The following is a 26842-nucleotide window of genomic DNA, read 5'->3' as shown; positions in this document are numbered from 1 at the left end:
TAGCAACATAGTGTATATATAATATCAACTATATTAAACGCCTTTTGATAAATTTTTATCTATACAAGTATTCATTAGATAACCAATAAAAATAAGAGATAGCCACTTTTATGAGTAGTAGCTACCTCTTATTTATGAATCCAAATACAAAAGCTTGTATCAACTTATTGCATAGATAATCGTTAATTAATCAACAGGTTCTTTTTCTATTTCTATCAACAAATCACCTGTTTCAATTGCATCACCGCTTTTAACTGTAAGTTTAGTCACTGTTCCATCAAAAGGTGCTTGGATTGTTGTCTCCATTTTCATTGCTTCAGTTATTAATAAAGCCTGACCACTTGTGACAGATTCACCCTCAGAAATTTGCACTTCTGTAACAGAACCTGGCATTTGAGCCCCTATATGATTCGGATTTAATTTATCTGCTTTCGGTTTAACACTTGCGTTTGCTTTAACATTTTCATCTTGAATATAGATACGTCTCGCCTGACCATTCATATCATAGAAAATAGTACGCATACCTTTTTCATCTGGTTCTGTTATTGTTTTTAACGTAATAATCAGTCGTTTTCCTGTATCTATTTCAATTTCAACTGTTTCATTTGAACGCATTCCAAAGAAGAACGTTGGTGTATCTAAGAGTGAAACATTACCAAATTGTTGTTGTGTCGCAATAAACTGTTCATAAACCTTTGGATAAAGTACGTAACTAATAACATCTTGTTCAGTCACTTCACGTTGTTGCTTTTCTTCTAACTCTTTTCTAACTGCCTCAAAATCTACCGGCTCTAAATATTCACCAGGTCTGTCTGTAAGCGCAGTCTGACCTTTTAAAATAACTTTTTGGAGATCTTTATTGAAACCACTGACAGGTTGACCAATGTCGCCTTTAAAGAAGGAAACCACTGATTCTGGGAAATCCAATTTATGTCCCTCATCAATAACTGCTTGTTCGTCTAGTTCATTTTGAACCATGTACAGTGCCATGTCTCCTACTATTTTAGATGATGGCGTAACTTTGACTAAATCACCAAACAAGAAATTCACACGTCTATACATATCTTTCACTTCATTAAATCGATTACCCAGTCCTAAGCTCTTAGCTTGTTGTCTTAAGTTTGAATACTGACCACCAGGCATTTCATGTTTATATATTTCCGTATTAGGTGACTTAATATCACTTTCAAAATCACTATAATACTGACGTACAATTCCCCAATAATGAGATAATTCTTCCATGCCATCAATATCAGCGCGCATATTTCTATCAAACCCATTTAATGCATAATATAATGCATTTCCACTAGGTTGACTTGTTAATCCACTCATTGAAGCTACTGCAGTATCAATGACATCGACACCTGCATCTATCGCCTCTTTATATATCATTAATCCATTTCCACTTGTATCATGCGTGTGCAAATGTATTGGTAAATCTACAGCTGCTTTTAATTCTCCAATTAATTCATAGGCTGCTTTAGGTTTTAATAAACCTGCCATATCTTTAATCGCTAAAATATGGAACCCTTCTTTTTCAAGCGTTTTGGCCATATTTATATAATATTCTAATGTGTAAATATCTGAACGTTTAGGATTTAAGATATCACCTGTGTAACAAATTGTACCTTCTGAAATCTTCCCTGCTTCTTGTACTGCCTCATTTGCAACTTTCATTTGATCTACCCAGTTTAATGAGTCGAAAATACGGAAAACATCGATACCAGCCTCAGCACTTTCTTGCACAAACTTTTTAATTACATTATCAGGATAGTTCTTATAACCTACTGCATTAGAAGCACGTAATAACATTTGGAATAAAACATTTGGAATTTCTTTTCTAAGTCTTTCTAATCTTTCCCAAGGGTTTTCTTTCAAGAAATTGTAAGCAACATCAAATGTAGCTCCACCCCATAATTCTAAAGAAAAGTTATCTTGCATCACTTCAGCTGTTTTAGAAGCAATATTCATCATGTCTTTTGTACGTACACGTGTAGCTAGTAAAGATTGATGTGCATCTCTAAATGTTGTATCCGTGATTAGTACATCTTCCTGTTGTTTTAACCATGTTGCGACTGCTTGAGGTCCTTTTTCATCTAATAATTGTTTCGTTCCTTGAAGATTAGCTATTTCCTTTTTTGGTACTACTGGTATTGGTGAAGTCTCATATATTGGTTTTGGACGTTTCTCAACGTTTGGAAAACCATTAATTGAAACGTTACCAATATATTCTAATGTTTTAGTACCACGGTCTAAAGTCGGTTGAATATCAAATAGTTCTGGTGTCTTCTCAATAAATTTCGTTGTATAGTCCCCAGTTTTAAATTGAGGATGTCTTATCACATTAATTAAGAATGGCACATTTGTTTTCACACCACGAATTCTCATCTCTTGTAATGAACGATCCATTTTTTCTTCTGCTTGTTTAAATGACATGCCATGTGTGGAAAGTTTAACAAGTAATGAATCATAATATGGTGAAATCTCGGCGCCTTGGAAGCCATCTCCAGCATCTAATCTCACACCAAAACCACCACTTGAACGGTATGCTATAATTCTTCCAGAATCTGGCATGAAATCATTTGTAGGATCTTCAGTCGTAATACGGCACTGAATTGCGTAACCTAAAGTTTGAATATCTTGTTGCTGAGGCATTGAAATTTCTTTATCAAAAAGATTTTCTCCATCCGCTACAAGGATTTGTGTTTTAACAATATCTACGCCTGTTATCATTTCAGTTATAGTATGTTCTACTTGAACACGTGGATTAACTTCAATGAAATAATAGTCATCTCCAGATACTAAAAATTCAACAGTACCAGCATTTACATACTCAATCTTTTCCATTAGTTGAATTGCTGAATCACATATTCTTTCTCTTAAATCATCAGTAAGTGCCACTGATGGTGCAACTTCAACTACTTTTTGATGACGACGTTGTACAGAACAGTCTCTTTCATATAAATGAACAATATTTCCGTGTTCGTCTCCAATCACCTGTACTTCGATATGCTTTGGATTATCGATATATTTTTCAATGTATACTTCACTATTACCAAAGGATTTCTCAGCTTCAGACTTAGCACGATGGAATGCCTCTTCTAATTCACCTTCTGAGTGAACGATACGCATACCTTTACCGCCACCCCCACTTGTAGCTTTAATCATCAGTGGATATCCTGCTTCATTGGCAAATGCAATTGCCGCTTCTTGACTATCAATTGGACCATCCGTGCCTGGAATAACAGTCAAGTCTGCTTTAATTGCTGTTGCTCGTGCCTTAACTTTATCTCCAAACATATCTAAATGTTCAACACGTGGACCAATAAATTTAATACCTTCTTCGCTACATCTACGTGCAAATGTTTCATTTTCACTTAAAAATCCATAACCAGGATGTATCGCATCTACGCCTGCGCGTTTTGCTACATCTAGAATACGTTCTATATTTAAATAAGACTCTGCCGGTCCTAAGTCTTTTCCTACTAAGTATGATTCATCAGCTTTATATCTATGTAAAGACCCCTTATCTTCATTTGAATATATCGCAACTGTATTAATATTCAACTCCGTTGCAGCCCTAAAAATCCTTATTGCTATTTCCCCACGATTGGCTACCAATAGTTTATTTATTTTATTCACAACATGGTCCCCCTTAAATTTTTGAATTTTCTAAAAAGTTAGTTATGAAAATCATTATATCAAAATACGAACAATGTATACAGTAAAAAATATAAGAGCAAATCTCTGTGCAATGTATAAACAGTTTATTAATTAAGGAAGCATACATAGCTACAATACATCAAATTAAACTCCTAATTCCTTACCATTAGCGTGTTCCAAAGTAATTGTATCATAATCATATCATAATAAAAAGTTATTGTTTATGATAAGTTTTTGTTATTGGTTTTCTAAAAAATACTAAGTATTTCAAAATTCTGATATAATAAAATAAAAATAAGCAAACGTTTTCAACAATAATCTGTTGTAACGTTTGCTTTTAATGTATGGTTAATATTCTATTTTAAAACATCATTCATAGACACTAATACATTTAATACTTTTTAGCTATATCCACATGATTTTGACTTTTACGTGTTTTTTTCTTTTTTAATTCTTCTATTTTAATTTGTTTAGCTGTAATGAGCAACAAGCCCATTGCAATACTTAAACTTATCATTGAAGAGCCACCGAAACTAATGAATGGTAAAGGCACCCCTGTTAATGGGATGGTACCAGAAATACCGCCTAAGTTTACAAATGTCTGACTGCCTATATAACTTGCTATGCCTACACATACTAATTTATAGAAGTAAGAATTCGTTTTGTTCGCAAGTTCGAAAGCTCTGTAAACGATAAAAAATAATAAACAAATAACAAAAAGACCACCTAATAAGCCTAATTCCTCACAAATAATTGAAAAAATGAAATCTGTATGCGGTTCTGGTAAATAACCCAATTTCATAATACTATTACCTAATCCTCGACCAAACAGACCTCCATTTCCAATTGCAATAAGCGAATTAGAAATATGATAACCTGTACCTGATTCTTGACTAAACGGATTTGTTAACGTACTAAAACGTGCTGTTAAATAGTCTGGGACTAATCCTAATAGTAAGAATAGGCCTCCAATAAGTGCTACACCTATAATAATCATCAAACCATATCTAAGTGATTTTTGTACGCCTATCCCTGCATAAAATAGAATTGAAAAGAAAATGATTAATATTAGCAACGTTTGTCCAATATCTCTTTGTAAAAATACGAGCCCTATACAAAATGAAGCTAAAATAATTGGAGACATTAATAATTTCGGTTCTTTAAATACCTTAGGTCGTTTCTTTTCTATCATATATGGAATATACAATAATATTGCGATTTTCAATAATTCAGATGCTTGTAAATTCATGAATCCTAAATTAATCCAACTTTTTGAACCATTAATGTTACTACCTACCACTAATGTAGCTCCTAGTAACACAATTATTCCAGTCATCATCCATTTTTGAAATTGTGTTGATGCTAAAAATTTCACATTCATGAAAAATGCCATAAAAAAGACGAGAGATAAACTCATAATTACATACATCAACTGTCTGGTATAAAAGTAAGTTCCAGATACAGCTACACCACCTGTCAATGTACCTTTTGTGGCTGCAACCATACTTGCACTATAAACCATTACCAAACCGATGAGACATAATAATAAATATGTAATTACTAACGGATAGTCGATAAATTTAGCATTTCTGCCAATGTATCGAAAAAATTGCTTTATGTTATTCATTTGACATATCATCCAATTCTAATTATTAATATCTTTACTATTTGCTAGATCTTGATGCTTAAACCTACATATTTAGTAATGCTTAAGTTATTCATTTGACATTAAGTCTGTATTAAAAAATAATAAATTGCGCTTTTTCCATTATATCAACATTACAATATTATCTCGAGCAAATATAACACAAAGTTTAATATTTTAATTACTCACCACTTAAAAGTATATTTAAAACAAGAAAAGTGACTGCGGCCCAATCAACAAAATATTGATTTCCCAGTCACTTCTCATATGTTTATGTAGTTTTTAAATACTACAATAGCTTTTGTATATTTTTAAAATTTGGGCTATTAATGGATCTAGCCACAATACGCACTATTAACCCAATTAAACATTTGTAAATGCATCATGCAGTTTAGAAAGTTCTTTTTCTAAACGAAGCATTAAACCTTTGCCCGTTTCACTGTCTACTAAACCAAGTTCAACTGCAAAATCAACTTCTTTCTGCAATCCAAACATTTGAGTATCGAGTACTTCTTCATATAATGGGCATTGAGGTAATGTAAGATTATCCATTTGCACTTTAATAAGTTGGAGAATCCTATCAGCATCTTTATTCAACTGGTCATATGCCGCACTATTTAACTTTTGATTCTTTACCATGACATACTCCCCCTATCAATTGTAACTTTATAAATAAAAGTGTATCTCACTGAATACTAAAAAGCAAGAGAATTCAGAAATATACTAAATACTGTCATATGTGATAAAATTGTATTTAAACAAATTTTATCTCAACAGTATTTAGTACTTTATTTCAAAAACTGCTCAGCCTTGATAAGAAAGCGTTTTTATACAAAGTCATTTTTAACTAAATTAGATGTAAATATTAAATAAATTACCATCTTAATTATAAAAGTCACCAAAAATTCATGATTTGGCTTAACATTATTTTTCTGAGATAATTTTTATTATAAAGTACTATAAATATCTGTAGATATTTAAATAGGAGTGGGATTATGATTCAAATTAAGGGCGCTGTTAAATTTCCAATTACTTTAGATAGTACAACTTGGATTTTTGACGATCGCAAAGTACAAATTGAAGACTTAGAGAATGGTGTTTTTGATGGCACAAAACCAATTGCTTTTGATGATAATCGCGAATGGAATCGTGCTATTTTAGAAGGTCAAACAAATCCTCCAACACTAAATTCTGAAATTAAGTATAAGAAACGTGCAGTATTAGAAAATTCTTTTGTCATTAATATGACTCCCTTTTTCAAAAATGCGGAATTACAAAATACAGCATCTGCAATTCGTTTATTTAATCATGAAGCATCAATTGAGGTACCTATTGATTTATTACCATATTTATTTTTCCAATTTGCTAAAGATGGTAAGAGATTATATGATGACAATGCCGTTGATAGCTTTGTCTATATTCCTGATGAAGGTTATTCATATCAATTTAAGTACGTTACTCATATTGAGGTGATTTAAGATGCGGAAAGTGCAATGTATTATCTGTGATACCGAAGTATTTATTGATGAAAATACATTAGAAGCTAAAAGATTAAAAAACGATCCAATGCATACTTTTATGTGTGATGAATGTAAAAGTAGACTCGATACACCTAAACATCGCAATCAAATATCAACATATAATCATCGTTAAAGTAAGCTCAATAATAATTAGTATAGCAACATCCAAATCTAGTCCGAGATATAGATATACTGATAATCAGTTTCAAAATATAAAAGACAAACCCAATGCTATTGTTTAGCGTTGGGTTTGTCTTTTATTTTGAAAATCTAAACTTTGATCACTTGCTATAATCTTTTAAATGAACACAATGTTTCATGATAGTCATTTAGACTAACTTCTATCGTAAGACAAAAGATGAAAAATACCAGATGTTAGAGTGTCGCAAGTACAAAAAAACTGTCGACAAAGTCTAAGACCTCATCGACAGCTTGAAATAAATTTTATTCAAATCATACAAATTGTATTATTCGTCTTCTTGCATCATTTGTTTAACACGTTTTGATTCTTTCTCACGTGCTGATTTTTCTAAAATTGTTTTTCTAATACGAATATTTTCTGGTGTAGCTTCTACAAGTTCGTCGTCATTTATAAATTGTAACGCTTCTTCTAAAGTTAATACTCTAGGACGTTTCATAGTTACAGTTTGGTCTTTGTTTGCAGAACGTACGTTTGTTTGGTTCTTTTCTTTTGTGACGTTAACTGTTAAGTCATTTTCACGATTATGTTCACCAACAACCATACCTTCATAAACTTCTGTACCAGGTTCCATGAAGTTTATTCCACGATCTTCTAAGCCCATAATTGCATATGAACTTGCTTTACCTTGATCTAATGATACTAAAGCACCATTTCTTCTACCGCCAATACGTCCTTTAACACGAGGTCTAAACTCTTCAAATGTATGGTTGATAATACCATAACCGCGAGTTTGTGACATGAATTCAGTAGTATAACCGATTAAGCCACGTGCTGGTACCATAAAGATAATACGTGTTAAGCCATTATCAGTAGTTACCATATCGACCATTTCACCTTTACGTTGACCCAATGATTCAATAACTGAACCTGTATATTCTTGAGGCACTTCACATTGTACACGTTCAAATGGTTCACATTTAACGCCATCAATTTCTCTTAAAATAACTTGAGGTTTAGAAACTTGTAATTCAAAACCTTCACGTCTCATGTTTTCAATTAAGATTGATAAGTGTAATTCACCACGACCTGCAACAATCCATTTATCTGGTGATTCAGTTTGCGTAACTTTTAATGACACATCCGTCTCTAATTGTTGATCTAAACGTTCTTGAATTTGACGAGAAGTTACATAATCACCTTCACGTCCAGCAAAAGGAGAATTATTTACTCTGAAAGTCATTTCTAATGTTGGTTCATCTATTCTTAATACTGGTAAAGCATCTTGATTATCAGTAGGTGTTACTGTTTCACCAACGTTGATATCTTCCATTCCAGATACAGCAATTAAATCGCCAGCATACGCTTCATTAACTTCTTCACGTTTTAAACCGAAGAAACCAAAGATTTTTGTTACACGGAAGTTTTTAACTGATCCGTCTAATTTAATCAATGATACACTATCTCCTACACGCATTGTTCCTCTGAACACACGTCCTACACCAATACGTCCTAAATAATCACTATAATCTAGTAACGCAGTTTGGAATTGTAATGGTTCATCTCTATTATCAATAGGAGCAGGGACATAATCAATAATTGTTTCATATAATGCCTGCATGTTTTCGTCTTGTTTTTCTGCGTCTAAACTTGCTGTACCATTAACAGCTGAAGCATAAACTACTGGGAAATCTAATTGCTCATCGTTCGCTTCTAATTCGATAAATAAGTCTAAGACTTCGTCAACTACACCTTCTGGTCTAGCTTCTGGTTTATCAATTTTATTAACTACCACTACTGGTTTTAAATTTTGCTCTAATGCTTTTTTCAATACAAAACGTGTTTGAGGCATTGTACCTTCATATGCATCAACTACTAAGACAACACCGTCAACCATTTTCATGATACGTTCTACTTCTCCGCCAAAGTCAGCATGTCCTGGTGTATCTAAAATATTAATTCGATTATCTTTATAATTAACTGCTGTGTTTTTAGCAAGGATTGTGATACCACGTTCTCTCTCAATATCATTTGAATCCATTGCTCTTTCATCTACGTGCTCGTTCTCACGGAAAATTCCTGATTGTTTTAATAATTCATCTACAAGTGTCGTTTTACCATGGTCAACGTGAGCGATGATTGCTATATTACGAACATCTTCTCTAATTTTAGTCATTTTATACAAATTCCTTTCTCGAGTAAATTCCCACTTCTCTTTGCAACTTTTTTATTATATCATATAATTGGTTAAAGAAAACTATAAAGGTGTGGTCGGGATGCAACAAAAAAAATCAAAGTCAATATTTTGGGTACTCGCTATAATAGCCATTTTATTTTTACTATTATTTAGTTTTAGTTTAGCTGCAACTAATGTTCCAATGATGATTTTAACACTTATATTGTTCATTGCAACATTTGGTTGCGGTTTCACATTAAAAAAGAAATATCGTGAAAATGATTGGCTTTAAATCAGTACTTTTTTCATAAATAATTTTTAGAAGCGCCTTACTCTACAAACACGAGTAAGACGCTTTTTTTGTCTATTTGAAAATCGCTAATCACTATTTTTTAATCTTTTTTGTAATAATTCTATGATTTCAATATTTTTTTCAAAATGATTACTTATTAATTCCGAGTGAAGTTGCTTGTTTGCCATAACAATTGAACTAGGTTCATAAATAGATAATGTATCCCCCATTAAATTAGTCCCTTTACCACCAACTTCATTCAAGATAATCAACCCGCCTGCAAAATCCCAAGGTTGTAACCTTGGTGTGATATATCCTGCCAACTTACCTGTCGCTACATAAACAATTTCCAATGCTGCAGAACCGTAAGCACGTGCGCTCCTTGCTTCATCAACGATCGGTTTAAATATTTCTCCTAGCCTTGGCTTGGTCAACCAATTAGGATTTATACCTATAATACTTGTTTTTAAAGGTGTCGAAGGTATATCTGGTATTGGATGTTCATTTTCATATGCACCTTCCCCCGCTTTGGCATGGTATAGCACATCATTCATCACATCATAAACAAATCCTGCATAGGGTTTTCCTTCATTATATATACCAATCGATATTGCAAAGTTTTCTTTTTGATGTACAAAGTTCAATGTACCATCGATAGGATCTACTACCCAAACTACACCTTGTTCATCTACTAGGTCATGTCCATGCCCCTCTTCGCCGATAACTAAATGATTCGGGTATGTCTTCATTATATTATCAAATATATATTTTTCAGTAGCTTTGTCTACATTAGTTACTAAATCATTTGGGTTTGATTTTGTTTCTATTTCTATATCTTGTTTCATTATTTTTTTAACATTATTTCCCGCTTCTAATATTAGACCTTTAGCAAATTCATAAACAGTCATTGTATCAGCTCCTTAGTCTCTTTATATTATACATTAATTATTGTTCTAAAAGGTGTTGAATAACTTCCCTAATATTCATTTTTTATATGTATAGCATTTAAATTAAATTGTTTAGTTCATTAATATATCTTTGTATACCCTATTATACTTACTTTCACACGCTGATCATACGCTCAGTCAAAGTCGATGAGAGTAATAACAAATTATGCTACAATACAAACGAATATATTGAATATAGGAGGTCTATATGACTAAGTACACATTTAAACCTAATGACTTTAAAGCTTTTACAATAGATGGTCTTGATGCGCGCATGGAAGCATTGAATGAACGCGTTCGACCACAATTAAATGAATTGGGAGCGTATTTCACTCAATTTTTAGAAACAACAACTGGCGAAACATTTTATCCACATGTTGCTAAACACGCTCGTCGAAGCGTAAACCCACCTAAAGACACATGGGTGGCTTTTGCTACTAATAATCGAGGTTACAAAATGCTTCCTCACTTCCAGATAGGGTTATTTGAAGATCAATTATTTGTAATGTATGGTGTAATGCATGAAGCTAAAGATAAAGCTCAACGTGTCGATGTATTTACTGAGCAATTTGAAACATTAAAAAACTTACCAAAAGATTATAGTGTAAGTTTAGACCATATGAGTCAAGAAAAAACTTACATACATGAAATGTCTGACGAAGATTTAAATAAGGCCATAACACGTGTGAAACAAGTTAAAAAAGGTGAGTTTTTTGTTGCACGCACATTAACTCCTCAAAGCGAACAGCTAAAAAGCGATAAATCATTCTTACATTTCTTAGAAGAAACATTTGAACAATTATTAAAATTTTATAGATAATTTTCTATCAACATGGTGTAAAAGCACGGAGCTAAAGTTTAACTTTAGCTCCGTGCTTTAAATTTGTCCTTTTTTCATTACTCAACTAGATAAGTTAATCATCAAATTAATATATATAAGGATCATTGTCTTTTTTCTTTTTCATTTCCGTATCAGGGTTTACTTCCGGGTGTTGTTGTTTTTGACTGTCTCCATTTTGTTGATTGGGTTTTAGATTATTATGCTTTTTATCATTTTTTCTACTAAACAGCATAATAGCAACTATCAACCATAAAACAAGTGCAATGATATTAGCAGTAAATAAACCTATTAAACCAGCTACAATAAATAAACATGCAGATAATACTCTGTGTTTATTTATTAAAATTGTTGCTATAATACCTAATATTGTAGAAATAAGTAAGATGCTACCTTGGAAAATTGCGGTAGCTTTAAATGCTTCTGAGGATATCTCTACGCCATTTTGTTGATTCATTTCATTATACATTTCTACAAATTGTGGATTGTTTATTAAAAATAACCCTATTACTAAAAACAATAAATATATTAAACTTAGTCCATTTGCGATCCATGCAATAATGCGTTCTGCTTTTCTCTTCATCGTTATCCTCCTCTTCTATATTTTAATACTATCATAGCAAAATTATTAAAGTTTAAAAATTATCTTGTGCTATTTAGATACATAATCTATTAAACCAAGCCTATTTTATTTAATCAAATGTTATAATACTTATGTTTACAACCTTAGTTTTAGGTTGACCTAACAAATTATTTGGAGTAATCTAGAGAATATTGATGATACATTTAGGCGGTGATTTTTTGACACAACAAACAAACAATAAACATAAAAGTATGGATGAAATCAATAATACGGTTTCTGTAAACTCTAATGGTAAATTCAGCCAAAAATTACTTTCCTTTTTAGGACCTGGACTATTAGTAGCGGTAGGTTATATGGATCCAGGTAATTGGATTACTTCCATGCAAGGCGGCGCACAATTTGGTTATATTTTGCTATTCGTAATTTTACTATCTAGTTTATCTGCAATGCTATTACAAAGTATGACAGTAAGATTAGGCATAGCAACAGGTATGGACTTAGCGCAAGCAACCAAACACTATTTGAACAAACCGCTTTCGTTTATATTTTGGATTATAGCAGAGCTTGCAATTATCGCTACAGACATTGCTGAAGTTATCGGAAGTGCTATTGCCTTAGATTTACTATTTGATATTCCATTATTAATAGGTGCATTAATCACAGTACTCGACGTTTTCTTATTGTTATTTATTATGCGTTTTGGATTTAGAAAAATTGAAGCTATCGTCGGAACATTGATTTTTACCGTACTCGTTATTTTTATATTCGAAGTATTCATAGCTTCACCAGAAGTAAATGATATAATTAATGGCTTTATACCACACCAGACAATTATTACAGATAATAGTGCCCTATTTATAGCATTAGGTATTATTGGTGCGACAATTATGCCACATAACTTATATTTACATTCTTCCATCGTACAATCTAGAATGTATGATAGAAATAGTATAAAATCAAAAGCACAAGCTATTAAATTTGCCACTCTCGATTCGAATATACAACTATCTATTGCATTTGTTATTAACTGTTTATTACTCGTGTTAGGCGCCGCGTTATTTTATGGCGTAAATACGGAACAACTCGGTGGTTTTTATGATTTATACAATGCGTTGTTGCATCAACCGGTGATAGGCGCTTCTATGGGTGCAGTGATGAGTACGTTGTTTGCAATAGCACTGCTTGCCTCCGGACAAAATTCAACAATAACGGGGACAATGGCAGGACAAATAGTCATGGAAGGATTTATAAACCTTAAAATACCTAATTGGTTACGTAGGCTAATCACAAGAGTCATTGCCATATTACCTATTATTTTATGCTTAATTATATTTCATGGTAATGAAGCTAAAATGGAACAACTATTAGTATTCTCTCAAGTATTTTTAAGTTTAGCGTTACCCTTTTCATTAATCCCATTACAACTAGCAACTAACGATTATCGTTTAATGGGGCCGTTTAAAAATAAAAGTTGGGTTAATACCATTTCCTGGATCCTAATAATTATTTTAAGTATTTTAAATATCTATTTAATTATTCAAACATTTCAAGACTTATAGCGATATAAAAATGCCGATGATATCATATCATCGGCATTTTTATTTAAGATTTATCTTTTGTTTGATCTTCTGATGTCGAAGATGCTTCATTAGTTTCTTGATCTTCTGCATCATGTGATGTTACTTTTTTACGTTCTTCAAAATTCATTCTACGTTGATTTACAGCACTAGGTCGTTGCTTGCGCTTTTCTTTCTCACGTTGTCTGCGTTCTTTTTTCTCTTGCTTAATACGTGCTTTTTCTTCAGCTTTCTCTTGTTTTAATCTTGCAGCTTCTTCTGCCTTTTCTTGTTTAAGACGTTGTTGTTCTTCATATTCTGCTTGTTTACGTTGCGCCTCTTCTTCTGCAAGTTGTTGGTTATATCTTTCCGTTTCTGCTCTTTCACGTTCTGCTTGTTCATTCATTGCATCATTTTGTTGATGCTGCATTTCATCTTCAACAGGTTTACCCTTTTCATCATAAATACTACTTACTTGACCAAATTCATCATCAGAACTTTGCTGTCCATCTTGGTTTTCATGGTGCTTTTTATTTTTATAGTTGTATTTAGCCTGTCTTGAAAGTATTTTCGGTTCTTCATCCGATGCATCTTTTTCTGTATTTACTTTTTCGGCAATTTCAGAACTATAACCACCTCTTCTGAGTTGATTATCTTTGTTTGTTTGTTGTTCTACGTCAGAAGTTTGTTGTCTGTCATCATTTTGAGGCTCCACAACACCTTGAGGTTTTGTAAATTCTTGATGTTGCTCATAATCTGTGTAATGTCCTTGATTTCCTTCTGCATAATACGCAGGTACGGTTTCTACTTTTTCTTTACGCGCAAACATCATGATTGCAATAATTAAAAATAGAATAGGGATAATCAATGTTACAAATAGTAACACTAACGGCAAAGTAACTAAAGTAGCTACTAAGAATAAGAATCCAGATAAAACTCTTATATTCATTGAAATTAATGCTAAAAATGAAATTAATAGACAAATGATAAAATATACTATAACTGCCCACACACCATTTTGTAACCATATTACAAACTGGGTTGTATTTAGACTATTATTAGCTAAAAGTTGTTGGACAAAATCATTTCCGTTCAATGAAGTTTCTAAATTTTGTATTGATGTGTCACTACTAAAAGATACTAGTGCAATAAACATCGTAATAATGGTAAGTAAGAGTAAGAATATCCAACTCAACCAACCTAATACTTTTTCTGCTAGTCGACTCACTGGACGCCTAACTTGAGTATATTGCTCTCCTGACATGTATTTACAACTCCTTATATTGCTTGTCAAACTATTATATCGAATTAACAGTAAAATAACTACTAACTACGATTTATTTTAATGACATTTTAAAATTTAAAAATCTTTCGTTATATTCGCTTAATGTTTCTTTACCTAAGTCTTTATAAACTTCTAATTTAGATTGCGTTTCTTGAGACGGATAGAAGCGATCATCATTTTTAACATTGGCCGGCAATTTTGCTCTTGCGACTTTATTAGGTGTTGCATAGCCTACCCACTCTGTATTTTGCTTATTAATTTTTGCATCTAATAGAAAATTCATAAATTTATATGCACCTTCTTTGTTTTGTGCTGTTTTTGGTATAACCATGTTATCAAACCATAGGTTAGAACCTTCTTTAGGAACTACATAATCAAATTCATCACTCGCTTGAACAATAGGTGCTGCTACGCCACTCCAAACAACTGCGATGTTTGCTTCATGTTGCTCTAACATCATTGTAATTTCATCACCTACTACACCTTTAACATTTGGGCTTAAGCGTGTTAAATTTTTCTCTGCTTTTTCTAAATGTTGTCTATGGGTATCATTTAAACTATAACCTAATTTGTTAAGTGATAATCCTATTATTTCTCTAGCACCATCTACTAATAAGACATCATCATTATATTTTTTATTGTAAAGGCTTTGCCATGAATTAAAATTATCGTTTGGATATATATTTTTATTATATACAATTCCTACAGTACCAAAAAAATAAGGCACTGAATATCGATTTCCTTTATCAAATGGCATATTCATATAATCAGAATCTAGATTTTTCATATTAGGTATTTTTTCATGATTAATAGGTAATAATAACTTTTCACGTTTCATTTTTTCTACTGTATATTCACTTGGAAAAGCTACATCGTAATGCGTACCACCATTACGGATTTTGGCTTCCATTGCTTCGTTAGAATCAAATGTTTCATAAACAACTTCTATACCAGTTTCTTTTTGGAATTGTTTAATTAACTCAGGGTCTATATATTCTCCCCAGTTATATACATAAATTTTTTCCCCGCTTGAAGAGTGATTTTTCGCAGTGAATTTTTGGCTTATAAATAAACATATCATTCCTACAGCAATTGAAACTATAATTAATTGTAAAAAGCGCTTCATCGTTGTATACCTCGCTTCAGGAGTCGTTTATGCTTCATTGTACTTTGTATTACATAATAACCTAATACTCCCATCATAATGACTACGAATAATATTGTTGATATAGCGTTAATTTCCATACTAATTCCTTTTCTGGCCATAGCGTATACTTCAACAGACAATACACTAAAGCCGTTTCCAGTAACAAAGAAACTAACAGTAAAATCATCTAGAGAATAAGTTAATGCCATAAAAAAGCCACCTAAAATTGCGGGCATTAATTGTGGTAACATGACTTTATTCAATAATTGCATCTCTGTAGCTCCTAAATCACGTGCTGCATCTAGCGTATTCCCATTCATTTCATACAGTTTGGGCAATACAATAATGACTACAATAGGAATACAAAAAGCGATGTGGGAAATGAGTACTGTCATAAACCCAAGGCCTAACCCAGTAAAATGTCCTATTGCTGTAAACATAATTAAAAATGAAGCACCAATCACAACATCTGAGGATACCATCAAAACATTATTTAATGTTAAAAGCGAAACTTTTAATTTTTTATCTTTTAAATGATATAAACCTATGGCTCCCATTGTTCCGATGACTGTAGCAAACGCTGCAGCTAACAAAGCTACTGCAATCGTATTAAAAATAACAGCCATCAAACGATCATTACTAAATAACGATTGGTAATGTTCTAAAGTAAATCCCTCAAAATGAATCATATTACCAGCAGAATTAAATGAATATACCATTAAAAATAATATTGGAATATACAATATTGCAGTTAAGCTGAAGATATATAACTTGCCATACCATTTCATTAGATTCACCCTTTTCCATTCGAAGATTTAGTATTAGTAATGATTAAGACAAGTGCCATAAAGACGATTAAACATAATGCAATCGTCGAACCCATACCATAATTTTGAATAACTAGAAATTGCTCTTCGATAGCTGTTCCTATATTAATCACTTTATTACCAGCAATCAATCTGGTAATCATAAAGAGTGACAAAGCAGGAATAAATGTAACTTGTATACCTGTTAACACACCTTGCTTAGTAAGTGGTAATATCACTTTTCTAAAAGTTGTAAATGAATTCGCCCCTAAATCACTCGATGCTTGTATTATATTATTAGGAATATCTTTCATACTATTGAAAATTGGTAAAATCATAAATGGTATATAAATATAGCTAGCAACTAATAAAAATGCTGGCGCAGTAAATAATAAATCTGTTTTAGGCAAATGAAGCATGCTCAAGATTTGATTAATAATACCATCATGACTTAACAAACCTATAAATGCATAGGTCTTGAGCAGTAAATTAATCCACGTAGGAATTATTAAGATAAGTAACCATAAGTTTTGATACTTAGATGATTTAATGAAATAAGCAGCAGGATAACTTATTAATAATGTAATGAATGTTATTGCTGTAGCAAACATAATAGAGTCCCAAAACATTTGGAAATACTTAAATGAAACAATTTTCTTATAGTTTTCAAGACTTAAATGCCCATGCAAATCAAACATTGAAAAATAAATGAGTAGAATCACTGGTATAATGATAAATAAAATCATCCATAACAAATAAGGAATGAATAAAAAATTATTAATTTTACGCATGATCTATGTCCTCATAACTTTCAATGCGCTTATCAAATTCTTTTTCTGTTTCTCCAGGCACCATAATATGAATCGCTTCTGGTTCAAAATATAAACTAACTTTACTACCTACTTCGGCTTTTTTAGTTGAGTGTATCATCCACTCATATCCTTTTCTGTCTATACAATTGATTTCATAATGTACGCCTCGAAACAGCATCGCATCTACAGTCACTTCAAATAAGCCTTCTTGCGCATCGGTTAATGTAATATCTTCTGGTCTGATTACAACTTCGACATGTTGGTTTTCTGGGATCCCCATATCTACACATACAAAATCTTGACCGTAGATATTCACTAAATAATCATTTACCATTTCTCCTTCTACGATATTAGATTCACCAATAAAGTCAGCAACAAATCTATTCACAGGTTCGTCATAGATATCTGTAGGTGAACCAAATTGTTGAATCTTGCCATCTTTCATTACAAAAATATAATCACTTAGCGCTAAGGCTTCTTCTTGATCATGTGTAACAAAGATGAACGTAATGCCTAACCTTGATTGAATATCTCTAAGTTCATACTGCATTTCTGTTCGTAGTTTCAAATCCAGTGCAGATAGTGATTCATCTAGTAATAGAATTTCTGGTTCATTGACAATAGCACGTGCAATCGCTACACGTTGTTTTTGACCGCCACTCATTTCTTCCACCGTTCTATACTCATAACCATTTAATTTCACAAGTTTTAATGCTTCTTGAACTTTCTGTTTAATTTCGACTTTACTCATTTTCTTTAATTTTAATCCAAATGCGATATTGTCATATACGTTAAGGTGTGGAAATAGCGCATAATCTTGGAATACTGTATTAACTTTTCGTTTGTTTGCAGGCGTATGCTTTATAGATTTATTTTGATAAATAATGTCACCATTATCTATTTGTTCAAATCCTGCAATGAGCTTTAATATAGTTGTTTTGCCACAGCCAGATGGCCCAAGCAAAGTATAAAAATGTCCTGATTCAATATCAATGTCTATCTTGTTCAAGATTTGTAAATCATCATAACTTTTACTCACTGACTTGAATGATAAGATTGGCTCCATTTATTTGTCCTCCTATAAATATGATGCAGTTGCAACTATCATGACTCTAGCTTCATCTTGAGTCGGGTTATATAATCTATGTATTTGATTTGCTTTAAAATATAATGCATCACCTGTCTCTGCACGATAAGTCTTATCACCTAACATCAAACACACATTGCCTTCTAAACAGTAAATAAACGTATCAGATTCTGAAGGTTTAAAATCTTTATAAGACGCATTGGCTTTTAACGTTAATAAAAGTGGCTCCATCTCTAATTCATTTGATTGTGTCACTGGCCATTTCAATATATAACCTTTGTCGTATTCATCGTAAGTAATTTGCGATACTTTCTTATATAATACCTTTTCATCTATTTGTGCTTTAAAAAAATCACTTGGATGCGTTCCTAAAACTTCTAGTATATTTAAAAAAGTCTCCATACTCGGAGATGCATGTGTACTTTCTATTTGTGATATATAGCCTTTGGATAAATCTGTACGTTCAGCAAGTTCTTCTTGAGTTAAGTTTTTAATCCGTCTTAAATTTTTAATTTTTTTACCTATATCCATTTCGTCACCTATATCTCTTTACTCCATAACGTTTGGTCATAGCAAAGTTTATTTTTAATTAGTTACAAATCTTTATTTTAAGCTCAAAATAAAAAAGCTATATTTAGTTTACTTTTATCAAACATTTTGTTTAATGCTTAATAAAAATATCAAAATATAGCTTATATGACAATAGTTATTTTTAATTTGAACTAAAATATTTTTGATCTGCTGCGCCTTTTACTGCTTGTACTGCCTTGTAACTATTATAACCACTGCTATTTTCAAATTCTTTAAAGATTTGTTTTTCCTCTGCTTTACTGGGAACAATCGCTTTGAATTGTTTATAACGTTCCAATAATACTTCCCCTTCAACTTTAGACTCATAAAATGATTCTATTGCATTGAAAAAAGATACAACTTGCATCATTTCATCATTTGACCAATCTAAATCAATAGGATATTGATATTCCATAAACAAACATGCCACCTTTTCATAATTAAATCATAATTTACAATAGCTAACGCAAATATGGCTACTCTATTATTTAAAAAAATAGCCACCAGTATAAAAACTAGTGGCTATTTCTTATGTGTTGTACGTGTATTAGAACAATATACTTACATTGTGTGGATTGGTAATCCTAATGCTTTTTCAGCTGCTTCCATAGACATTTCACCTAAAGTTGGGTGTGCGTGGATAGTTAATGCTAAATCTTCAGCATTCATACCAGCTTCAATAGCTAAACCTAATTCAGAAATAATATCAGAAGCACCAGCACCAACTACTTGTGCTCCTACTAATGTATTATCTTCTTTAAGTGTTAACAATTTAACAAAACCATTAGTATCATCTAATGATAATGCACGACCGTTAGCTGCATAAGGGAATTTAGAAGCAGTAACTGCTAATCCTTCTTCTTTAGCTTGCTCTTCAGTGTAACCAACTTGTGCAAGTTCTGGTTCAGTGAAACATACAGCTGGCATACCGATGTAATCAACTTCTGATGCTTCACCAGCAATTACTTCAGCAGCAACTTTAGCTTCATAGCTTGCTTTGTGCGCAAGTGGTAAACCTGGAACAATATCGCCAATTGCAAAGATATTTTCAGCAGAAGTACGGCTTTGTTTGTCTACTTCTAACAATCCACGATCTGCGAATTTAAGACCTAATTCTTCTAAGCCTAATTCATCAGTGTTTGGACGACGACCTACAGTAACTAATACGTAATCAGCATCGATTGTTTGCTCTTCACCTTTTACTTCATAAGTTACTTTAACGCCATTTTCTGTTTCTTCAGCAGATTTTGCCATTGCTTCAGTAACAATTTCAACGCCTTTTTCTTTCATACCTTTTTTAACAGGTTGTGTCATTTGTTTTTCGAAACCGCCTAAAATATCTTTAGCGCCTTCTAAAATAGTAACTTCAGAACCAAAGTTAGCGAAAGCAGTTCCAAGTTCAGAACCGATATATCCGCCACCAACAACTACTAATTTGCCAGGAACTTCTTGTAAGTTTAAAGCGCCTGTAGAATCAATTACACGGCTACCAAACTTGAAGTTAGGGATTTCGATTGGTCTTGAACCAGTCGCAATAATAGCATTTTTGAAGTTATATGTTTGAGCACTTTTCTCATCCATAACACGTAAGCTATTGTTATCAACAAAGTAAGCTTCGCCTTTAACGATTTCAACTTTATTACCTTTTAATAGTCCTTCAACTCCACCAGTTAATTTACTAACAACTGATTGTTTGAATTCTTGAACTTTATCAAATTTAAGTGAAACACTTTCAGCAATAACACCTAGGTTTTCTGAGTTTTTAGTTTCATTAAAACGATGTGAAGCATGTAATAAAGCTTTAGAAGGAATACAGCCTACGTTTAAACATACGCCACCTAATTCGCCTTTTTCAACGATTGTTACTTTTTGACCTAACTGTGCTGCACGAATTGCTGCAACATAGCCTCCTGGTCCTGCTCCGATTACAATAGTGTCTGTTTCAATTGGGAAATCTCCAACTACCATGTTTTACCCCTCCATTAATAATAATTCTGGATTATTCAATAATCGTTTGATATGGTTCATAGCATTTTGTCCAGTAGCACCATCAATTTGTCTGTGGTCAAAACTTAATGACAATGATAATACTGGAGCTGCTACGATTTCTCCATCTTTTACAATTGGTTTTTGTGCAATACGGCCAATACCTAAGATAGCAACTTCTGGGTGATTGATAACTGGAGTAAACCATTGTCCACCAGCTGAACCAATATTACTAATTGTACATGTAGCGTCTTTCATTTCGTCTGAAGCTAATTTACCATCACGTGCTTTTACAGCAAGTTCATTAATTTCGTCAGAAATACTAAAGATAGATTTACGATCCGCGTGTTTAACTACAGGTACTAATAGTCCTCTATCAGTATCAGCTGCGATACCAATATTCCAGTAATGTTTATGAACAATTTCGCCAGCTTCTTCATTGAATGAAGTATTAAGTGCTGGGTATTTTTTCAATGCTGAAACTAATGCTTTAACTACATAAGGTAAGAAAGTTAATTTAGTACCTTGCTCAGCTGCAACTTCTTTGAATTTTTTACGGTGATCCCATAATTCTTGAACATCAATTTCATCCATTAATGTTACGTGAGGTGCAGTTTGCTTAGAGTTAACCATAGCTTTAGCAATTGCTTTACGCATTGCAGGTATTTTTTCTGTTGTTTCTGGGAACTCACCTTCAGTTGAAACTGGTGCTGATTGTGTAGTATTTGAAGTTTCTTCACTTACTGCTTCAGAAGTACTTTCATTAGAAGCTGAAGCTGCTTGTCCGCCGCCATTTAAGTAAGCGTCTACATCTTCTTTTGTTGTACGTCCGTTTTTACCTGAAGCTACAACAGCTTTAATATTAACGCCATTGTCACGAGCATATTTACGTACAGATGGCATAGCTTTAACACGTTTACTTTCATCAACTTCTTCGTTTGATGATTGTGCAGGTGTTGCTGCTTCAGTGCTTTCTTCTGCTGGCGCTTCTTCGCTAGCTGATTCGTCACTTTCACTACCTTTAAATTGCATATCTTCTGCATCTGGTGCATCAATTTTAATAATTGTATCACCAACAACTGCTACAGTACCTTCATCTACTAATACTTCTTCAATAGTACCAGCAACAGGAGATGGAATTTCTACAACTGATTTGTCATTCTGCACTTCTGCTAAGACGTCGTCTTCTTCGATTTGATCTCCAGCTTTAACAAACCATTTTACTATTTCACCTTCGTGGATACCTTCACCAATATCGGGTAATTTAAATTCAAATGCCACGTTATTATCCTCCTAGAAATTCATATTAAGTCAAAAATTAGAAAATGAGGATGGGACGAATATGTCATGCCCTCATACTATATATAAACTTGAATGAAGTAGGTCAAACGAGGTTTCGTATTTCCTACTTCATCAAGGCTATAATTAAAATTCTAATGTTTCTTTCGCTTTTTCAATAATATCGTTTTTGTTTGGTAACCAAACATTTTCAGCTTGTGTAAACGGATAGATTGTATCAGCTGCTGCAACACGTGCGATTGGTGCTTCTAATGAAAGGATTGAACGTTCAGCTAATTCAGCTGCAACCGTTGCACCAACGCCAGCTTGACGTTGCGCTTCTTGAACAACTACTACACGGCCAGTTTTTTCAACTGAAGCCACAAGTGTCTCGATATCGATTGGTTGTACAGTACGTAAGTCAATAACTTCTACTGAATAACCTTCTTTTTCTAACTCTTCTGCAGCTTTTAATGATTCTTGAACCATTGCGCCATAAGCAATAAGTGTTATATCATTACCTTCTTGTTTTACGCTAGCTTTGCCGATTTCGATTGTGTACTCTTCTTCTGGTACTTCATCACGGAAAGAACGATACAATTTCATGTGCTCTAAGTAAACGACTGGGTCATTACTTCTGATTGATGAAATTAATAAGCCTTTTGCGTCATAAGGATTAGAAGGAATTACAACATGTAATCCAGGTGATTGAGCTAAAATACCTTCTAAGTTATCAGCGTGTAATTCTGGTGTATGAACACCACCACCGAATGGTGCGCGAATTGTCACTGGTGCTTGTTTTGAGTTACCAGAACGGAAACGTGTACGTGCAATTTGACCTGCAACAGAGTCGAATACTTCAAATACAAATCCTAAGAATTGGATTTCCATAACTGGACGGTATCCTTCAGTAGTTAAACCTAAAGCTAAACCACCAATCCCAGATTCAGCTAATGGCGTATCGAATACACGATCTTCACCGAATTCTTTTTGTAACCCTTCAGTTACACGGAATACACCGCCGTTAACACCTACGTCTTCACCGAAAAGTAAAACATTTTCATCGTTTTGTAATTCAGTTTTCAACGCGTTGTTAATTGCTTGAACCATTGTCATTTGTGCCATTGGTTACTTCGACTCCTTCTCTTTATAGATTTCATATTGCTCCGCTAAATGTTGAGGCATTTCATCGTACATAAGTTCCATTAAATCAGTAACTGATTGTTTTTCAGTATTATCTGCTTCTTTAACGGCAGTTTTGATTTCAGATTTAGCACGTTCAATGACTTCATTTTCTTTGTCTTCAGTCCATAAACCTTTATTCTCAAGGAATTTTCTATAACGAACTAATGGGTCCTTTTTCTCCCATTCAGAATCTTCATCTGATGTTCTGTATTTCGTTGGATCATCACCAGCCATAGTATGTGGACCATAACGATATGTGATTGTTTCAATTAATGTTGGACCTTCACCATTTACAGCGCGGTCACGTGCTTCTTTTGTTGCTTGGTATACTGCTAACGCATCCATACCATCAACTTGTAAACCTGGGATACCAACTGAAATAGCTTTTTGAGCTAAAGTTGTAGCCGCTGTTTGCTTACTACGAGGTGTAGAAATTGCATAGTTATTATTTTGAATAACGAAGATTGCTGGTGCTTTATAAGCAGAAGCAAAGTTAATACCTTCATAGAAGTCACCTTGTGAAGAACCACCGTCACCAGTGTAAGTAATTGCTACAGCTTGTTTGCCACGTTTTTTCATTCCTAATGCTACACCAGCAGTTTGAACATACTGTGCACCAATAATGATTTGTGGGCTAAGTGCATTTACGCCTTCAGGCATTCTATTCCCTTTAAAGTGCCCTCTTGAGAATAGGAAAGCTTCAGTTAAAGGTAAACCGTGCCAAATTAATTGTGGCACATCACGATAACCTGGTAATATAAAATCTTCTTTCTCTAAAGCGTATTGTGAAGCTAATTGTGAAGCTTCTTGTCCTGCTGTAGGTGCATAGAAACCTAATCTACCTTGTCTATTTAATGAAATAGAACGTTGGTCTAGAATACGTGTCCATACCATTCTCTCCATTAATTCAACTAGTTGCTCGTCTGACAAATCTGGTAATAGTTTTTTATTAACAACATTACCATCTTCATCCAATATTTGAATCATTTCAAATTGAGATTGAGTATCATTCAATACTTTCTCTGCATCGAATTGGGCTTTTAACTTCGGAGCCATTCAATTCACCATACCTTTCCCGTATAATAGAAATACATTTTATCCTCTAGTATTGTATCACAAAACTGTTACACTGTTAAATAATTTGAAAAAGTTCTGTAGCACTCAAAACAAGTACAGTTTTAGAACTGTATTACTGTAGTATGACGCACTGTACTACTACAAAATTCCGAGCTTTTTTTCGGAATTCAACCTAAAATGTAAGCGTAATCATGTTATATAATATAGCTTTACACATTGAATTTCAAATGAACAGCGGTTATCCTATTACATTAGATTGTCGACATCTTGTTTTTCTTTGTTCACATCGTTCATAGATTTCGAGTATTTTTTAAATACTTTATTCATTTTTTTAACTGCTTTATTTACAGCTTCTGATTTTTTATCAACCTCTTCTTGATTCCCTTGATTACCTGACGTATATTTAAACATTTCCTTCTCTTTATTCATTATACGCTTGTAGGCTTTGACATATTCGTCATGCGCCTTGTATTTTTCTTTTAATGCATCGTTCAATTGTTGAACTTCCTTTTTCTTCTGTTTATTACTAATGTTGGCTACATGCTTCTCAGCCTTTTCAAATTCTTTTTGTGATTTACTATAAGCAACTTCTTCTTTTTTAAATTCTTTTTCTCGTTGTTCGGCGTTTTTCACAAGCTTTTTAGAGACGTCTTGTACTTTATCTTGATTTTGGCCATTTACATTTTTCACTAATTTTTGCTTTTCTTGTTCTAAACTATTCAGCTTTTTGCCTACTGAGGAAACAGGTTTCTCTTTATCAGATGCTTTTTGCACTTTTTCATTATAATCTTTTATTTCACCTTTATCTGTTGTGCACCCTGCAACTAACACTGTAGAAGCAAGTAATGCACTGATGCCGTATTTTAATTTCATTTTTGAGAAATCCTCCTTTATTTGTGTGTTATATTATATAATATTTTATAATAAATCAAATGTATCACTGTCATTTATTCATTGAAGTTTGGTATATTATTTTATATTAAGGAAGGTGTATGAACAAATGTTAACAATGAAAGATATTATTAGAGATGGTCACCCAACATTGCGTGAGAAAGCTAAAGATGTACAATTACCACTATCTAAAGAAGATCGTAGTACTTTATTAGCTATGCGTGAATTTTTAATTAATAGTCAAGATGATGAAATTGCTCAAAAATACGGGCTTCGTTCAGGTGTAGGTCTTGCCGCACCACAAATTAATATTTCAAAGAAAATGATTGCTGTTTATTTACCTGATGATGGTGAAGGTAGAAGCTATGATCTTATGCTTGTAAACCCTAAAATTGTCAGCCACAGTATTCAAGAAGCATATTTACCAACTGGTGAAGGTTGTCTAAGTGTTGATGAGAATATCCCAGGGCTTGTACACCGCAAAAATAGGATTACGGTTAAAGCTACAGATATTGATGGTAATGAGGTCAAATTACGTTTGAAAGGTTATCCTGCAATCATTCTTCAACATGAAATCGATCATATCAATGGAATTATGTTTTACGATTACATTGATCAAAGTAATCCACTTAAACCGCATGAGGATGCTGTAGAAGCATAACTTTTAAAAAGCCGTTAGCAAGTTGAGTCAATACTCAAAGCTAACGGCTTTTTTACATGAAATCATCTCTACGTTCATGAAACGATATATCAAGTTTTTTGAATTCAGTTTTAAGTGCATTTAACGCTTGTATATCAATAAATTCTGGATCATGGTTATGTTTCACGTAATATTGATTATCGTTCACGTTATCAACAATTTCTTTATAATTAAAAAACATCAAGACTTGTTCCGCACGTATTTCAAATGTAATATCTTGGAATATTTTATCTGTACGCGCTTTTTCTTTTTTTACATCTTCAATTATTCTATTTACTTGATCCACATCTCTCACCCTTACCTTACTTCATTTCCACCTATTACTTTCCTCATTAAATAAGTATGTCGCATAATACCATCATAAATAAAAACGAAAGCCTACTCAAGTTAAATATAAGTTTATTACAAATTTTCTGAAAATCATTTTAATTAAAATCTTAAAATAATTAATAACTTAGAATTACAATGATGTTATTTACCTATATCAAAAGGAGTCAACATGATAAAACTGCTTTATTTATTCTACTACATCATGTAAAATGAGAAATAACTGAAAACATATGAATCATAGTATTTGTATTTTTCTAATCGAACGAAATGAAGATAACCCTATAAACATACTTGCAACAAGCTAGTATGTTCTATTTATATTAGACTGC

General features: G+C 32.8%; 25 protein-coding genes. 6 read left to right on the top strand and 19 right to left on the bottom strand.

Annotated elements, in window-relative coordinates:
• Positions 1-186: 186 nt before the first annotated feature.
• The 3 genes from BK821_RS07515 to BK821_RS07505 all read right to left on the bottom strand — a co-directional run bounded on the left by BK821_RS07515 (position 187) and on the right by BK821_RS07505 (position 5947).
• Positions 187-3642, bottom strand: coding sequence for a pyruvate carboxylase (locus BK821_RS07515; protein ID WP_071331487.1), 3456 nt, complete (start codon positions 3640-3642; stop codon positions 187-189).
• Between the two features lie 412 nt (positions 3643-4054).
• Positions 4055-5290 carry a cell division peptidoglycan polymerase FtsW gene (gene ftsW / locus BK821_RS07510; protein ID WP_063410193.1) on the bottom strand — a complete coding sequence of 412 codons (1236 nt, stop codon included), beginning with the start codon at positions 5288-5290 and terminating at the stop codon, positions 4055-4057.
• Positions 5291-5671: 381 nt separating this feature from the next.
• Positions 5672-5947 carry an Fpa/YlaN family protein gene (locus BK821_RS07505; RefSeq protein WP_046836121.1) on the bottom strand — a complete coding sequence of 92 codons (276 nt, stop codon included), beginning with the start codon at positions 5945-5947 and terminating at the stop codon, positions 5672-5674.
• Between the two features lie 356 nt (positions 5948-6303).
• Between BK821_RS07505 and BK821_RS07500 the strand changes: the two genes are divergently transcribed.
• Positions 6304-6786: a hypothetical protein gene (locus BK821_RS07500; protein WP_071331486.1), complete on the top strand. Its 483-nt coding sequence runs from the start codon at positions 6304-6306 to the stop codon at positions 6784-6786.
• A gap of 1 nt (position 6787) precedes the next feature.
• Entirely contained in the window at positions 6788-6961 is a 174-nt protein-coding gene (locus tag BK821_RS13230; protein ID WP_082104699.1) for a DUF2197 domain-containing protein, read from the top strand.
• 334 nt (positions 6962-7295) lie between these two features.
• Here BK821_RS13230 and typA read toward each other — a convergent pair whose 3' ends face one another.
• Positions 7296-9143 (bottom strand): translational GTPase TypA, encoded by a 1848-nt coding sequence (gene typA / locus BK821_RS07495; protein WP_046836119.1) that lies wholly within the window; start codon positions 9141-9143, stop codon positions 7296-7298.
• A 100-nt stretch (positions 9144-9243) separates the two neighbouring features.
• Between typA and BK821_RS07490 the strand changes: the two genes are divergently transcribed.
• The gene (locus tag BK821_RS07490; RefSeq protein WP_046836118.1) at positions 9244-9435 is read left to right on the top strand and encodes a DUF5325 family protein; all 192 of its coding nucleotides are present in this window, start codon (positions 9244-9246) and stop codon (positions 9433-9435) included.
• Between the two features lie 86 nt (positions 9436-9521).
• On the opposite strand, the gene BK821_RS07485 is transcribed toward BK821_RS07490, so the two are convergent.
• On the bottom strand, positions 9522-10343 hold the full coding sequence (locus tag BK821_RS07485) for an inositol monophosphatase family protein (protein WP_046836117.1): 822 nt from the start codon (positions 10341-10343) through the stop codon (positions 9522-9524).
• A 247-nt stretch (positions 10344-10590) separates the two neighbouring features.
• Between BK821_RS07485 and BK821_RS07480 the strand changes: the two genes are divergently transcribed.
• On the top strand, positions 10591-11202 hold the full coding sequence (locus BK821_RS07480) for a YktB family protein (RefSeq protein WP_046836116.1): 612 nt from the start codon (positions 10591-10593) through the stop codon (positions 11200-11202).
• Between the two features lie 106 nt (positions 11203-11308).
• Here BK821_RS07480 and BK821_RS07475 read toward each other — a convergent pair whose 3' ends face one another.
• Complete coding sequence (locus BK821_RS07475; RefSeq protein ID WP_046836115.1) at positions 11309-11803, bottom strand: DUF4064 domain-containing protein; 495 nt, start codon at positions 11801-11803, stop codon at positions 11309-11311.
• A 218-nt stretch (positions 11804-12021) separates the two neighbouring features.
• Between BK821_RS07475 and BK821_RS07470 the strand changes: the two genes are divergently transcribed.
• A complete protein-coding gene (locus BK821_RS07470) occupies positions 12022-13362 on the top strand; it encodes an Nramp family divalent metal transporter (RefSeq protein WP_256201625.1) in 1341 nt (446 codons plus the stop codon).
• 43 nt (positions 13363-13405) lie between these two features.
• On the opposite strand, the gene auxB is transcribed toward BK821_RS07470, so the two are convergent.
• The 12 genes from auxB to BK821_RS07410 form a co-directional block, all read right to left on the bottom strand.
• Complete coding sequence (gene auxB, locus BK821_RS07465) at positions 13406-14623, bottom strand: lipoteichoic acid stability factor AuxB (RefSeq protein ID WP_046836113.1); 1218 nt, start codon at positions 14621-14623, stop codon at positions 13406-13408.
• A gap of 73 nt (positions 14624-14696) precedes the next feature.
• Complete coding sequence (locus BK821_RS07460) at positions 14697-15770, bottom strand: ABC transporter substrate-binding protein (RefSeq protein ID WP_046836112.1); 1074 nt, start codon at positions 15768-15770, stop codon at positions 14697-14699.
• Positions 15767-16579: an ABC transporter permease gene (locus tag BK821_RS07455; protein ID WP_046836111.1), complete on the bottom strand. Its 813-nt coding sequence runs from the start codon at positions 16577-16579 to the stop codon at positions 15767-15769. Before BK821_RS07455 ends, BK821_RS07460 begins: the two co-directional genes overlap by 4 nt.
• Before the next feature lie 5 nt (positions 16580-16584).
• Positions 16585-17388: an ABC transporter permease gene (locus BK821_RS07450; RefSeq protein ID WP_046836110.1), complete on the bottom strand. Its 804-nt coding sequence runs from the start codon at positions 17386-17388 to the stop codon at positions 16585-16587.
• Entirely contained in the window at positions 17381-18475 is a 1095-nt protein-coding gene (locus BK821_RS07445) for an ABC transporter ATP-binding protein (RefSeq protein WP_071331485.1), read from the bottom strand. The genes BK821_RS07450 and BK821_RS07445 overlap by 8 nt, the downstream gene beginning before the upstream one ends.
• A gap of 12 nt (positions 18476-18487) precedes the next feature.
• A complete protein-coding gene (locus BK821_RS07440; RefSeq protein ID WP_046836108.1) occupies positions 18488-19027 on the bottom strand; it encodes a helix-turn-helix domain-containing protein in 540 nt (179 codons plus the stop codon).
• 181 nt (positions 19028-19208) lie between these two features.
• Positions 19209-19481, bottom strand: a complete 273-nt coding sequence (locus tag BK821_RS07435; RefSeq protein ID WP_046836107.1) for a UPF0223 family protein — start codon at positions 19479-19481, stop codon at positions 19209-19211.
• Positions 19482-19627: 146 nt separating this feature from the next.
• A complete protein-coding gene (gene lpdA / locus BK821_RS07430) occupies positions 19628-21034 on the bottom strand; it encodes a dihydrolipoyl dehydrogenase (RefSeq protein WP_063410194.1) in 1407 nt (468 codons plus the stop codon).
• A 3-nt stretch (positions 21035-21037) separates the two neighbouring features.
• On the bottom strand, positions 21038-22333 hold the full coding sequence (locus BK821_RS07425; protein WP_046836105.1) for a dihydrolipoamide acetyltransferase family protein: 1296 nt from the start codon (positions 22331-22333) through the stop codon (positions 21038-21040).
• 144 nt (positions 22334-22477) lie between these two features.
• The gene (locus BK821_RS07420) at positions 22478-23455 is read right to left on the bottom strand and encodes an alpha-ketoacid dehydrogenase subunit beta (RefSeq protein ID WP_046836104.1); all 978 of its coding nucleotides are present in this window, start codon (positions 23453-23455) and stop codon (positions 22478-22480) included.
• 3 nt (positions 23456-23458) lie between these two features.
• Positions 23459-24571: a pyruvate dehydrogenase (acetyl-transferring) E1 component subunit alpha gene (pdhA, locus tag BK821_RS07415; protein ID WP_046836103.1), complete on the bottom strand. Its 1113-nt coding sequence runs from the start codon at positions 24569-24571 to the stop codon at positions 23459-23461.
• 267 nt (positions 24572-24838) lie between these two features.
• Positions 24839-25465: a YkyA family protein gene (locus BK821_RS07410; protein WP_046836102.1), complete on the bottom strand. Its 627-nt coding sequence runs from the start codon at positions 25463-25465 to the stop codon at positions 24839-24841.
• A gap of 127 nt (positions 25466-25592) precedes the next feature.
• On the opposite strand from BK821_RS07410, the gene def reads away from it, so the two are divergent.
• Entirely contained in the window at positions 25593-26144 is a 552-nt protein-coding gene (gene def, locus BK821_RS07405; RefSeq protein WP_071331484.1) for a peptide deformylase, read from the top strand.
• A gap of 52 nt (positions 26145-26196) precedes the next feature.
• Here def and BK821_RS07400 read toward each other — a convergent pair whose 3' ends face one another.
• On the bottom strand, positions 26197-26469 hold the full coding sequence (locus BK821_RS07400; protein ID WP_046836387.1) for a hypothetical protein: 273 nt from the start codon (positions 26467-26469) through the stop codon (positions 26197-26199).
• Positions 26470-26842 lie beyond the last annotated feature (373 nt).

This window comes from Staphylococcus sp. LCT-H4, from assembly GCF_001866145.1.
GTDB lineage: Bacteria > Bacillota > Bacilli > Staphylococcales > Staphylococcaceae > Staphylococcus > Staphylococcus succinus.
This window is presented reverse-complemented; position numbering and strand designations above follow the sequence as displayed.